The 13,252-nt window shown below is 54.0% G+C and carries 12 protein-coding genes and 1 tRNA gene; 10 read left to right on the plus strand and 3 right to left on the minus strand.

The annotated features are described in order from the left end of the window. Position 1 precedes the first annotated feature (1 nt). The 10 genes from V7028_RS01780 (at position 2) to V7028_RS01825 (ending at position 11,529) form a co-directional block, all read left to right on the plus strand. Positions 2-1,174, plus strand: a complete 1,173-nt coding sequence (locus V7028_RS01780; protein ID WP_334118391.1) for a WD40/YVTN/BNR-like repeat-containing protein — start codon at positions 2-4, stop codon at positions 1,172-1,174. Positions 1,175-1,191: 17 nt separating this feature from the next. Further along, the gene (locus V7028_RS01785; RefSeq protein WP_334118392.1) at positions 1,192-3,528 is read left to right on the plus strand and encodes an efflux RND transporter permease subunit; all 2,337 of its coding nucleotides are present in this window, start codon (positions 1,192-1,194) and stop codon (positions 3,526-3,528) included. A 124-nt stretch (positions 3,529-3,652) separates the two neighbouring features. Next, positions 3,653-5,089 carry a coniferyl aldehyde dehydrogenase gene (locus V7028_RS01790; protein WP_334118393.1) on the plus strand — a complete coding sequence of 479 codons (1,437 nt, stop codon included), beginning with the start codon at positions 3,653-3,655 and terminating at the stop codon, positions 5,087-5,089. A 12-nt stretch (positions 5,090-5,101) separates the two neighbouring features. Continuing rightward, the gene (locus V7028_RS01795) at positions 5,102-5,899 is read left to right on the plus strand and encodes a ParA family protein (RefSeq protein ID WP_334118394.1); all 798 of its coding nucleotides are present in this window, start codon (positions 5,102-5,104) and stop codon (positions 5,897-5,899) included. An 81-nt stretch (positions 5,900-5,980) separates the two neighbouring features. After that, complete coding sequence (locus V7028_RS01800; RefSeq protein ID WP_334118395.1) at positions 5,981-6,103, plus strand: hypothetical protein; 123 nt, start codon at positions 5,981-5,983, stop codon at positions 6,101-6,103. A 21-nt stretch (positions 6,104-6,124) separates the two neighbouring features. Then, a complete protein-coding gene (locus V7028_RS01805; protein ID WP_334118396.1) occupies positions 6,125-8,422 on the plus strand; it encodes a penicillin acylase family protein in 2,298 nt (765 codons plus the stop codon). Between the two features lie 45 nt (positions 8,423-8,467). Next, positions 8,468-9,091, plus strand: a complete 624-nt coding sequence (locus tag V7028_RS01810; protein ID WP_334118397.1) for a ParA family protein — start codon at positions 8,468-8,470, stop codon at positions 9,089-9,091. A 73-nt stretch (positions 9,092-9,164) separates the two neighbouring features. Beyond that, complete coding sequence (locus V7028_RS01815; protein ID WP_334118398.1) at positions 9,165-9,581, plus strand: hypothetical protein; 417 nt, start codon at positions 9,165-9,167, stop codon at positions 9,579-9,581. Positions 9,582-9,681: 100 nt separating this feature from the next. Continuing rightward, the gene (locus V7028_RS01820; protein ID WP_334118399.1) at positions 9,682-11,196 is read left to right on the plus strand and encodes a pilus assembly protein TadG-related protein; all 1,515 of its coding nucleotides are present in this window, start codon (positions 9,682-9,684) and stop codon (positions 11,194-11,196) included. Between the two features lie 66 nt (positions 11,197-11,262). Continuing rightward, entirely contained in the window at positions 11,263-11,529 is a 267-nt protein-coding gene (locus V7028_RS01825; RefSeq protein ID WP_334118400.1) for a hypothetical protein, read from the plus strand. A 22-nt stretch (positions 11,530-11,551) separates the two neighbouring features. Here the strand turns inward: V7028_RS01825 and V7028_RS01830 are convergent, their stop codons facing one another. The 3 genes from V7028_RS01830 to V7028_RS01840 all read right to left on the minus strand — a co-directional run bounded on the left by V7028_RS01830 (position 11,552) and on the right by V7028_RS01840 (position 13,240). Further along, on the minus strand, positions 11,552-12,004 hold the full coding sequence (locus tag V7028_RS01830; RefSeq protein ID WP_334118401.1) for a hypothetical protein: 453 nt from the start codon (positions 12,002-12,004) through the stop codon (positions 11,552-11,554). Beyond that, positions 12,001-13,110, minus strand: a complete 1,110-nt coding sequence (locus tag V7028_RS01835; protein WP_334118402.1) for a hypothetical protein — start codon at positions 13,108-13,110, stop codon at positions 12,001-12,003. Before V7028_RS01835 ends, V7028_RS01830 begins: the two co-directional genes overlap by 4 nt. Positions 13,111-13,164: 54 nt before the next feature. Continuing rightward, positions 13,165-13,240: transfer RNA gene (locus V7028_RS01840), tRNA-Phe, on the minus strand. Positions 13,241-13,252 lie beyond the last annotated feature (12 nt).

A 13,252-nucleotide genomic window follows, 5' to 3' on the forward strand; every position in this document is an offset into this window, starting at 1 on the left:
CATGTTTCTTCGGAATCGTTTTTCCAGCAAAACGGCCCCCACGTTCTTGCTTGGCGCGATGCTGTGCGCAGGCTTCATCACTTATGGCGGCATGTCCACAGCCCAGGTCGATTTGCTGCAAATCCCCGCCATCCCCAGTGTGCATGCCACAAGGTCTTTGTTGCTTGATGTTGAACGAGTTGGTAACAAATTGTTCGCAGTGGGCGAGTTTGGTCAAATCCTGAAAAGTGAAGACAACGGAAAAACCTGGGTGGCCGGCAAGGTGCCGGTATCCGTTACCCTGACCTCGGTTTACTTTGCCAATGAAGCACTGGGTTATGCAGTGGGTCACGATGGTGTGGTGTTGAAAACCGAAGACGGCGGCGCGAACTGGATCAAACTGATCGACGGTGCCGTGATCAACCAGTTTGTGTTGAATGCTTTGCAAGCCAAGGCGGACAAGTTGCAGGAGCAGGTCGATAACCTGCCTGAAAATGCAAACCCCGAAACCCGCGAAGCACTGGAAGTGGCTGCTGAAGAAGCGATGTTTCTGGTGGATACCGCGCAGGGTGATTTGGAAGTGGGACCATCCAAGCCCTTGCTGGACGTGATTGTGAATGGCAACGGAACATTGTTTGTTGCTGGTGCTTACGGCCAATTGCTGAAAAGCACCGACCAGGGCGTCAACTGGGTGTATTTGGGCGAACGTACCAACAACCCGAACAACTACCACCTGAACACCATGATGCTGAGCAAAACCGGTGAAATCTGGGTGGCAGGCGAACAAGGCACTGTGCTGCTCAGCGCCGATGAGGGTGAAACCTGGGCCAGTAGAAAGATTGATTACGACGGTTCAATTTTCGCAGTGGTGGAAGCACCGGAAACCCGAACAGTGGTGGCGGTGGGCTTGCGCGGCAATGCCTTCCGCTTGCCCTTTGGCGCAGATCAGTGGGAAGCGGTAAACACCAGCCTGCGCGAAACGTTCAGCGGGGCAACAGCGCTGGCAGATGGTTCTTTGATCGTTGTTGGGTCGCGCGGCATTCTGGCGCGCAGCACTGACGACTTCCGAACCATTCAAGTGGTGCGTCGTACCGACAAACTGCCCTCGGCAAGTGTTGTGCAGTTGAACGACCAGGAAATTTTGTTGGCAGGCCTGCGTGGTTTCAAAACCCTGTCCTTGTCTGAATTCAAATAAACGGACCCCATCAAACAATGACTTCCTCTGATTCAAAAACAAAAGCACCGCTGGCTGAGCGGCTTGTGTTCAGCAAGCGCCCGGTTGTGATGATCCTCATGCTGCTGGCCACCTTGGTGTTGGCCTGGCAGGCCACGCAACTGAAGGTAGCGGCCAGTTTCGAGAACATGATCCCGACCAAGCACGAGTACGTGGTCAATTTTCTGGAAAACCGGGCTGACCTGACCGGCTTGGGCAATGTGGTGCGCGTCACCGTGCAAGCCAAGGAAGGCGATATTTTCAGCGCCGATTACCTGGAAACACTGAAGCAGGTCACCGACAAAGCCTTTTACATTCCGGGTGTGAACAGGCCGGAAATGGCCTCGCTTTGGACCGCCAACGTGCGCTGGACATCTGTTACCGAGGAAGGCCTTGAAGGTGGACAGGTTATTCCGGCTACCTACAATGGCGACACGGAAAGCATTGCGCAGGTCAGGCAAAACGTAGAATTGTCCGGCCAAATTGGTCGCCTGGTGGGCAACGACTTCAAAAGCACCATCGTGTATTTGCCCTTGCTGGAAATCAATCCGGAAACCGGAAAACGGCTGGATTACAAAGAGTTTTCCGAGCGAATTGAAACCGAGCTGCGCGATCAATTCAACTCTGAAAAAATTGAAATTCGCGTCACTGGTTTTGCAAAAATTGTGGGCGACCTGATCGACGGTGCAACCCAGGTTGTGTTGTTCTTCGGCGTGGCGGTACTCATTACCCTGGTCATGCTGTTCCTGTATTCACGTAGCGTAAAAAGTACCGTGGCCACGTTGGCTTGCTCTATAACCGCAGTAATTTGGCAGTTGGGCTTGCTCAATGCATTGGGCATGGGGCTTGACCCGTATTCCATGCTGGTGCCTTTCCTTGTGTTCGCCATCGGCGTTAGCCACGGTGTGCAAATTGTGAATGCCATTGCGCACAAGCAGGGCGAGGGGCACAACAGGCTCGATTCTGCCCGCTTGGCTTTTCGTGGCCTGTACATCGCAGGCCTTACCGCCTTGCTGTCTGATGGCTTCGGTTTTGCCACCTTGATGGTGATCGACATCCCGGTTATTCGCGACCTGGCCATTGCTGCATCAGTGGGCGTGGCCGTCATTATTTTGACCAACCTGGTGTTGTTGCCCTTGATCATGAGCTACACGGGCGTGGATGACAAAGCGGTCAAGGCATTGCAGGACGCGGAATCTGGCAACAACAAGGTGTGGCACTTTCTGGCCGGTTTTGCACAGGCCAAAATGGCCAAAGGTGCTTTGGCCGTTGGTTTGGCTTTGCTGGCTTTGGGCTTGTGGGGCAATGCGAATGTTCAGATTGGCGACCTGGACAAAGGTGCGCCTGAATTGCGTGCTGATTCCCGCTACAACCTGGACAATGCGTATGTGACAAACAACTATTCCACCAGCACCGATGTGTTTGTGGTCATGGTTGAAACCAAACTCGACGGTTGCATCAAATACAACACACTTGCTGCGGTGGACTTGTTTCAGTGGACCATTGAACAGGTGCCTGGCGTGCAAAGCAGCGTTTCACTGGCCGACCGTTCCAAGTTTGTGATCAGTGCCTACAGCGAAGGCGATTTGAAGTGGATGTCCTTGAACCGGAACCAGTTTGTGTTGAACGGCACCATCAGCGGCATGAACTTGTCCGATGGCCTGTTCAGCTCAGATTGCTCATTCATGCCCATCATTGTTTTCCTTGAAGACCACAAAGCCGACACCCTGAAGCGCGTGGTGGCAGCCGCAGAAGACTTCATCGCCAAGAACGACACAGGGGATGCCGTATTCAAGCTTGCGGCAGGCAATGCAGGCATTGAAGCGGCCACCAATGAAGTGGTGGAGCGCGCGCAGGTTGAAATGCTGATTTGGGTGTATGCAGTGGTTGCTTTACTCGTGTGGCTGGCCTTCCGTTCCGTGCGCACCGTCATTTGCATCATCGCGCCTTTGGCACTTACTTCCTTGCTGTGTTCTGCACTCATGGTGGTGTTGGGCATTGGTGTCAAAGTGGCCACCTTGCCCGTGATCGCCTTGGGCGTGGGGATTGGTGTGGACTACGGCATTTACATCTATGGCAAGCTGGAAGAGTATTTGAAACAGGGCATGCCCTTTGCCGATGCATACTTTGAAACCCTGAAGTCCACCGGCAAGGCAGTCGTATTCACCGGGCTTACCCTGGGCATTGGTGTGGCCACCTGGGCGTTCTCGCCCATCAAGTTTCAGGCCGACATGGGCTTGCTGCTGACCTTCATGTTCCTGTGGAACATGGTGGGTGCGGTGGTGTTCCTGCCGGCTTTGGCTTACTTTCTGGATCGCCGTGGCGAGAAGGTGTAAGGCAGATTAAGGAAAAGTGCGCTTATCGGCTCATTTTTCCTTGTCCACACAGTTCATTTGAGGGGGTTGTGCACGGCACAACCGCCCTCCACAATCAAGGCACAATATAGCGGAGACTTGGTTGTTGGATCGTGTCGATAATATTCAACTGGTCAGTGGGCGATTGCGGGATGTGTTCGATTGCCAGAAGCGAACCTACCGAGCAAACCCAAACCCCAGTAAACAAGAACGCATTAGTAATCTCGAATTGCTGGAAGAAATCATTCTTCGCAACGAATCGGACTTGCTCGATGCGATGTCGGCCGACTTTGGCCATCGCTCACGCCATGAATCCACCATGCTTGACATTGTCAGCAGCCTGGCTGTGGTGCGCCACAGCCGCAAGAATGTGGCTGCCTGGATGAAAGCCCGCCGGGTGCCCACACCCTTGCAGTTGCGTCCGTCTGTGTCTTACATCAAGCCCCAACCACTTGGCATGATCGGCATCATCACACCGTGGAATTTTCCGGTCTATCTCGGCTTTGCGGGTTTGGCCTCGGCGCTTGCGGCTGGAAACTGTTGCATGCTTAAACCCAGTGAATACAGTCCCATCACCTCGGCCTTGCTGGCGCGCCTGCTGGAAGGCAACTTTGGTGAAGAACATGTGGCAGTTATCGAGGGCGACAACACCGTGGCACAGGCCTTTTCGCGGCTGCCGTTTGATCACCTGTTGTTCACAGGTTCCCAGCGGGTGGGGCGTTTGGTGGCCAAAGCTGCGGCCGAAAATTTAACCCCTGTTACGCTGGAAATGGGGGGTAAGTCGCCACTGATTGTGGCGCCCAGTGGAAATATTGTAAAAGCCGCCGCCTGCGCCGCGCACGGCAAAATGATCAACGCCGGGCAGGTGTGTGTGTCGCCCGACTACGCCATGGTGCCCGAGAAACAATTGCGCCGCTTTGTCACCGAGGTCAAGCGGGCATCCCAAAAACAGTACCCCACCGTCCGCAACAATCCCGATGTGTCTTGCGTTATCAATTCAAGGCACATGACCCGCCTTCGGGAATTGGTCGATGATGCGCGTTGCAAGGGGGCCGAGATCATTGAGGTGAATCCCGCGCACGAGGTTTTTCATCCGGACAGCAAAAAATTCCCGTTGACCCTGATCGTCAACCCCACCCCGGAAATGCGCGTCATGCAGGAAGAAGTGTTCGGCTCTATTTTGCCTATCCTGCCTTATCGAACGCTGGAGCAGGCCGTTGAGCAGATTCAATCGCGGGAGCGGCCCATTGCCCTTTACCTGTTTGCATCGAAACAATCCGAAAAGGAACTGGTGTTAAGTCAAACAGTGTCCGGTGGTGTTACCGTGAACGATGCAATGTGGCATGTCTTGAACAACAACATGCCCTTTGGTGGCGTGGGTGCCAGCGGTATGGGGGCTTATCATGGTTTGGTGGGTTTTAATGCAATGTCCCAGCTTAAACCCGTCCTGGAGCAATCCAGGTTCAATGCAGCGCCCCTGCTGCGCGCACCTTATGGCACAGTGTTCGAAAAAGTTGTTAAAGTATTGAAAAAAATCGTCTAAGGGGAATTGCGCATGCGTCGGGTGGTCTTCAATCAAAAAGGGGGGGTTGGCAAATCCACCATCACCAGCAACCTGGTCGCCATTTCCGCGCATCAGGGCTTAAAAACACTGCTGATCGATCTGGATCCACAGGGCAACAGTACCCAATACATCATGGGCAGGGGCACCGAGCCGCTTGAATATTCCCTGGCTGATTTTTTTGATCAGGCACTGAATTTCAAGATTCGTCCCAAGAAAAGTGCTGAATTCGTGGTGGAAACCCCATACGAAAACCTGGATCTGCTTGGCAGTCACCCTGCACTGGAAGAGCTTCAGGTGAAGCTGGAGTCGCGCTACAAAATTTTCAAGCTGCGTGAAGCGCTCGATGAATTGCAGGGTCAATATGACCGAATTTACATTGACACGCCCCCCGCACTGAATTTCTTCTCGCGTTCGGCCTTGATCGCTGCAGATTCTGTACTGATCCCTTTTGATTGTGACGAGTTTTCCCGCCGCGCACTGTACAACCTGATGGACGCCCTCAATGAAATTCGCGCGGATCACAACCCCGCGCTGGAAGTTGAAGGCATTGTGGTGAACCAGTTCCAGCCCCGCGCAAGCCTGCCGCAAAAGCTGGTGGCCGAATTGGTGGCAGAAGGGCATCCGGTACTGAACACCTGTTTGTCTTCTTCAGTAAAAATCAGGGAAAGCCACGAAGCCGCCAAACCCATGATCCATTTCATGCCCGCACACAAGCTAAGCCAGGAATTTGTGGCCATGCTTGCTGAAATTGAAGCGGCAGCCAGCAAACGGAAAAAGAAAGTGGCGTAAGCCCCTTTCCATTTGTTGTCACATTCCTGAAACGCACGCAGCGCACACTCACAACTTGATTCAATAACAAGAGAGTGTGCAATGCGCCAAGCCATGGTTTGGGTTCACAAGCTGGGTGGCCAGTTCAAAGCGGCCCGCCAGCAGCGGCTTCAGAAAAAATTCCAGAAACGTTTGGGCAAACTGGTGTCATACGGACTATCCTGACCCTGCCTTGCCTGACCCGTTTTGCTCAAAGCCTTCGGCCCCTCACAGAACCCCGTTCTGCGCAAACTGGCGCGGGGGTTGGCCCGCCTGTCCAGCGCCATGGGCTGGCTTTCCATTCGCTACCCCACCTACACCCTTGAAGACCGCCTGAAACAGTTCAAGTCGCTTGATCTACCCTTTCAGCCCGGAACATCCGTACGGTTCAATGATTTTTTTGTACCCTACATTGTTGCCAATTCCGACAAGGATGGCGCCTTTGCCCTTGGCACCATCACCGAATTCCAGCGCGGCCCCCAACTGCAATTCCTGAAGCGTTTGGCGCAAGGTCGCCTGTCGGAAATGGGCGGTGGTGGTTTTGTGGACATGGACCATCTGATCCGTCTGCTCGATTTTGGTCGCGCTGCGCATGAAATCTGGGAACGAATGCCCCTCAGCAGCAAGGAATGGGTGGAAGGTTTCGTGGCTGGCCTGAATTGTGTGCAGAAGCAACGCAAGCGCGGCGTGGACGAAAAGTTTCTGGGTATTCAGCCCGAACCCTACACGCCGCAGGACATTTTGCTGTTTGGTCGCCTGGCTGGGGCCGATGTGAACTGGCCCATCTACTTTTCCCTGATCGAGCACCGCCTGTCTGGCGACTTCATTGAATGGTGGAACCGCCTTCGCCGCGTGGGGGCAGGTGTGTCCACCAGCTTTGACAGCCCCAATTCAGCCAAACCCGGCACCGCGCAGCAAATTGGCGAATTCCTGAACAGTCTGTCACGTTCGGGCAGCAATTCAATTGTGTTGCACGGCACGCGCACGCAAAGTGGCGCCCCCTTGATGGTGAACGACCCGCATCTGGGTCAGCATTTGCCCAATGTGTGGATGATGGTCGGGCTGCGAACACCTTCTTGGCAATGCGTGGGCCTGATGTTTCCCGGTGTGCCCATTCTGGGGTTGGGTCGAAACGTGAACCTGGCCTGGGGTGGTACCAACTTGCGCGCTGCATCGTCGGACCTGGTTCGTCTGGATGAAGGCACCGCAGCGGAAAGAACCTCGGTTCAAACCACCGGCATTCGGGTCCGGTTTTCCTGGGCCCGAAAACGAAAACTTCGTTATTCCCCGCATGGGCCCGTGTTGACCGACTGCCCGGCTTTGGGGCGTTTGTGCGGCAAAGACACCCTTGCCCTGCGCTGGGCCGGGCATTGGCCCACCGATGAAATCACCAGTTTTCTCAATGGCATGAAGGCGCAAACCGTGTCGCAGTTGCACGACGCCATGCACGGCGTGGGTGTTACGCCACTCAACGTACTGGGGGCCGATACACAAGGAAATATTGGCCATGTGCTTGCCGCCACCTTGCCCAAACGCCCAGGCTTTCCTGAAAATGACTGGGTGCTGGCCGAAGACAAGGCTCTTGAGCATTGGTCGGTACAAGTCTGCGCCCGTGATTTTCCCAGTGTCATCAACCCCGCCACCGGGTTTATTGTGTCAGCCAACAACAGGCCTTCGGAGGTCACTGGCCTTGGTTTTCTGTTCAATGGCGACGACAGGGTAATGCGCGCCCGTGCCTTGTTCAACACGAAAAAACGGTTCAGTCCAAAGGCTTTGCTTGATTTGCAGCTTGATGTGACATCGCCGTTGGCGGAGCAACTGTCCAGCCAGTTGGCTGAATATTGCCGGCCCCATTTGCAGCGAAATGAACAACTGGTATTTTGCAATTCAATTGATTTGTGGAATGGCGCGTACTCGGCAGACAGTTTTGCAGCCCTGCAATTTGAGTTTCTTCTTACCGCTTTGGTGCGCGAGTTGTCGGTTTTGCGCCACGCTGGTCGAATGCCTGGTTTGATGGATCAATGGGCCTACCTCACGGCCTGTCTGCTTGAAGATCTTGAAAGCCTGAGCGATTTTGACCGGATGAGAATTGTTCCCCTGTGCGTGGACGAAGCCAATCGCAAGGCCCAGCATTGGCAATTGTGGGGAAGTCTGCACAAAATCCGTCTTCGCCACGTGCTTGGGCATGTGCCACTTCTGGGCAAGCTTTTTTCATCCAAATCCTTTCCTGCTGCGGGTTCCAGGGAAACGTTGATGAAGAATGCACACAACCTGGTTCGCGGGTTTGATGAAACCAGCTATGGCTCGCAAAGCAGGCACCTGTCGGACCTGTCGGATCCCGACGAGAATTATTTTGTTTTGCTGGGTGGGCAAGACGGCTGGGTGGGCAGTCACCTCATGACCGATCAGATCCCGTTGTGGCAGACCCGGCAAAACATTCAAATGCCGTTGCGCTTGAACCGCATTGAACAACTTTTTCCCCACTGCATTGGCAGGTTAGAATAAATTCTCGATATTGTTTTAATTTCCCACTGCACAGGATATTCACCCATGAAGACCATCATCGTGAGCAGCCGCAAGGGCGGGGCTGGCAAAACAACTTTGTCCTTGAATCTGGCCGCTTACGCCAGCCAGCAGGGTAGAAAAAAGGTGGCACTGCTTGATCTGGATCCGCAGGGCTCAAGCCGTTTCTGGGATTCTTTGCGTGAGGCCGATTACCCGGACGTACGCAAAGTGGGTTTCAACGACATCGTGATCGAGCTCTCCGAACTCGAAGACGAGCAATACGACTATGTTTTCATTGACATGCCACCTTCCGATAAAAAATCGGTGAAAGATGCCATGGAGCATGCGGACCTGGTACTTATCCCCACCAAGGCCAGTCCGTTGGACATTCACAGTTCAAGCAACACCCTTGAATGGGCGTCTGATGCCGGCAGCAAGGTCACCTGGGTGATCAACGGCGCATCGGTGTTCAGCAACACACCAGAAATTGTTTTTGAACAACTCAAGTCCACAGCCAAGGTTTGCCGCACCATTGTGCACGAGCGAAATGACTTCGTAATCAGCGTTGGTTTGGGTAAATCTGCCAATGAGTTTGCCCCGAATTCCAAGGCCGCAGCGGAAATCGACAGCCTGTGGCGTGAAGTTCGTGCCTTGCTTGGGCGTGCCTAAGTCAGCCAAATAAACCAGCCTTGCGCTGGCACCCAACTTGCTTCATAAGTGCAATGCACAAAGGGAGGGTGGCATGACAGCGGTGCTGATAATCGACTCAGACAAGGACACGCGCCTTGCCCTGGAAACACAATTGTCGGATTGCAATCAGTTTGATCGGGTGTTGTCATTTCCCGATATTCAATCCGCCTTGTCCTTGCTGTACAGTGGCGAAATCAGGGTGTTGCTGATCGATGCCGCGCAAGCGGGTCGATCATCCTTGATCCACGACATCAAAGCCTGCAACCCCGCGCTTGGCGTTGTGCTTCTTCGCGACAATGGCCGGTTGCTGGATGAGCAAACATTGCAGGCATTGGGTGGGCATGCTCAAACCACCCGCTTGGCCTCACCCATGGAAATCATTGCATCTGTGGCCAAAGCGCTTGTGCTGGGTTTGAAGCCGGGCAAGCGAATATTGCAAAAATTTATCAAAGACAAAAAACAACCTTGATCGAATTGTCGATCTGGATGCGCAAAAGCCTTCAGCTTCGCATATCAAAGTCACCCGAATTGGTGCAGAATCAGGCTTGTTTGTACCAAGCACCAACATCATGCTTATGTCAATCCAGTCGCTCAGTTCAGGTCGAGTCCGCCAGCGCGGCGCCGTGACCATCCTGACCGTGTTCATCGTGCTGATGGCTTTGGGCGCATTTGGTGTGTTGGGTTTGGGGCAGGTGGTTTGGGAGCGGGAAGAAGTTCAACGAATTGCCGACCTTGCGGCCAAAGCGGCTGCCAGCGACATTGACAATGCGCCGCAAGGCTTCCAGGCCGCCAGGGATTACGCCGAACGCAACGGGCTGGACACCGCCACCGACGACATCACCATCAATTGCAATGTGCGTGGCACCGACACCTTGTTGCCAGCCAATGCCTGTGGCCGCTCGGTGTTGGTTCGCGTGGACCGCAATGTGTCCGCAGCCTTTTTGGGCTCCAAACCTGTTTTCGCTGTGGCAGAGGCCACGGTAACACCTGTCATCACTGGTTTGGTTGGCACCAATTTGTTGTCTGTTAATTTGAATGGTGGTGCCTTGTCGCCTTTGCTCGCCGAGATTGGCGTCAAATTAAATCTCAATCTGATTGGTTTTCCAGAATTGCTGGGTTCTGACCTGCAGGTCGACCTGCAGCAACTTGCCCAAAGCTTGGGTGTTGTGGGCAGTGACAGCGGGCTTGATCTGAATGCCTTGTTGAATGAATCCGTTTCAGCGCGTGAACTGTTAACCGCAGCCATTGACACTGCGGGGTACAACGGCCCGGGTCTTGGCAGCATGAACGATCCGGTGCTCAATCAGGAATTCTCACTGGGCGATATTTTTTCAGCTGATCAGGCCATTGAGGCCGATATTCCCGGGGCATCCGTGCGCTTGGGCAACCTTGCGTTTGCTGCCACGTTGTCGGCGGCTTCCTTGTTGCCGGAAGGTACTTTGCAAATCAATCTGGGCGACACGGTCAGGGTCAGCATTTTGGAGCCACCCCAGTTGTTTGTTGCCGTGAAAAGCGATGACGCAGGAGCAATTCTGGCATCTGCCAAAAGCGAACAGGTTCGTGTCACCACAAAACTCAACGGGGTGGTTGATCTGTCAGTCACCATCGGCGGAGGCGAGGTGGACATTCGCGACATTGAATGCCGCCTGCCACAGTCCAGTTCAGCCGTGCTGTCAGACGTTCGCTCTTCGGCCGTGAACGTCCTTCTCGACATTCCTTCCCTTCCGTCCCTGGGTGGTTTGTTGGGGCCTGTGACCGACCCTGCGCCCATTCCGGCTTCACTGTCGGTGCAAAGCGCCTCAAACATACGTTTTGAGGGGTATCCCGATCCTACGCTGGAAGGGCGTTACAGTTTTGAAGCGCAGCAAGGCTTGCCCAATTTGCTCAGTCAAATCAACCTGGGGGTCAGCGTGCTCAACCCCATTCTGACTGTGCTTGGCGTCAATTCACCTGTGAATATTGCGCTTGGCCTGGTGGGTGGGGGGCTGGACAGCGTGCTGGACTTGCTGGGGCTGGGCGTGAATGAAGTGGTTATTCAGGTTGATAACATGGATTGCTTCAACACCGCCGTACTGACACGCTAAGCGCTCTGCGCGCAAGTTCGCACACTCAGGTAAACTTCCATACATTCAAAAAATTTGAGGGTAAACATGGGCGAGCAGCGCATTTGGTACGCACTACAGGCGGGTTTGGTGGTGTTCTGGTTGTTGGTGCCCCTGGTCGGGCTGTTGGGTTTTCATGTGCCTTTGCTCACCCTGTTGGCAGGCATTATTTTGCTGGCACACGTACTGGAAATTCCGTTGGCTTTGAATCGCCTGCGCGCTAAAAACATACCGGCTGGCAAGGTGGTTTTGAAAACACTGGTGTTTGGTTTTACCTGGTGGCTGCCCCTGAGCAAGGGTTATACACAAGAATGAAGCGCATAAGCGCCACCAGCGCTTATTTGATCTTGATGATTTTCAACCCGTCGGGCAGCTTTGGTTTCGTTCCGGAAGGTATCCACAGATAACCGATGCCATCGGGTTGCTGTTTCAGGATTGTGAACAACTCGGCCGTGCTTTCAACTTCTTTGGGCGGCGTGCCTTGGCCCGAATAGCGGCGCACATGCCAGTAGCCGGTGTAGTCCAGTTCATTCAGTTCCATCATGCTGGCCAGGAACTGATTGCGTTCCACGCTGCCTGGCACCGCATTTAAGGGTGTCAATTGCTTGCCGTTTATCGAGGTTAGGCGGCCCTTGTACAGGCTTCGCACCTGGCGCGTCTCCAGTTCGTCAATCGGGTTGTTCGATGCGGCAACCAGCACCACATCGGCCGACGCGGCATTGCTTCCAGCGCCCAGCATGAACAGCAGGATGCACATCAATCCGAGTTTGTTCAACGGGTGCGCGATCATTGCCACACCCAGTTGTAAGACACGCTCAGGAAATTGAACGTCGTGTTGGGAATCCGGTTGTCGGATAACTGCTGGCGGTTGCTTTTTTCGACAACATGCTGCAATTCAATCTTGATCGAATCCGATGGGCTTAAGTTGTACTTGCCACCCACCGCAAAAGAATACTGATCATCAAACTCGGAGATAAAGCGTCCATAGCTGCCGTAAACAGCATGCTGCTCAAAGACCTTCCTGATCAGGGTCAGGTTGGCGCCGTGCTCTTCGAACTCCGGGGAACTGACGGTAACACGTGGCGGGCCCAGTGGTGCAATGATGCCGCTCAATGCGCTTGCCAGTTCAGTCTGGCTTACTTCGCCGCGCAGCGTGTAGTTGACCCAGCGGTACTCGGCCCCCAAATTGGTAAAGCGCGCGGAGGCATCCAGCCGTCCGTCTATCAGCGCAATGCCATTGACTTGTGTCAGTTCGCGATCTACTTCAGCGTTGTGGTGCGCCAGCTGGATTCGGTAATTTTCGCCATTCACGCTGAGAACAATGCCGCCCAACTCGAAGCTGTTCAGGGGGAATTCACCGCTGAAGCCCGCCAGTCTTTGCACAATATCGCGATTGCCGGTAATGGCCTGGATTCCCCAATATCGGCCAGCGGAATCTTCAAAATTGTAGTTGGCTGAAAACCCGTCAACAGCCAAAACCCCGGCGTTGTAATACACCTCCGGGCTCAGGTTGGCCGGCACATAGGTGTGGCCCACATCCAGGTTTTCTGAATCCAGATAGAAGTTCAGGCGTTGACGCCCAAGTTTGAAATGCCAGTTGTCGTTGGGTTTGTATTTCAGGAATGCCCAGCGATTGTCCAGTTCAACGCCTTCGTCACGACGCTGTTTGGGCGCGACAACATACTGAATCGTGGCACTGAATTCCTGATTTAGTTGAACATCGAGCTGACCACCCAAGATGGAGTTCACCTTGAAGGTGCCATCTTCGTTCACGAAGCGGAGGTATTTTTGTTCGTTGTCGCCTAGGGTGTATTGAACCGTGCCAAACCCGCTAAGTGAATAGTCCACAGCGAACGCCGGCACGCAGAAAAGCGCCACCAGTGCAGCTAGCACCATGGTCTTCAAGCGTCTGGGCAAATTCAGGAGCATGTTTGGCAAGGGTGTGATGGGTGGTGGCCGAGGACAGAATCGAACTGCCGACACAAGGATTTTCAATCCTCTGCTCTACCGACTGAGCTACTCGGCCACGCGTTTTCAG

The organism is Limnobacter sp., from assembly GCF_036846585.1.
In the GTDB taxonomy this organism is placed as follows: Bacteria; Pseudomonadota; Gammaproteobacteria; order Burkholderiales; family Burkholderiaceae_B; genus Limnobacter.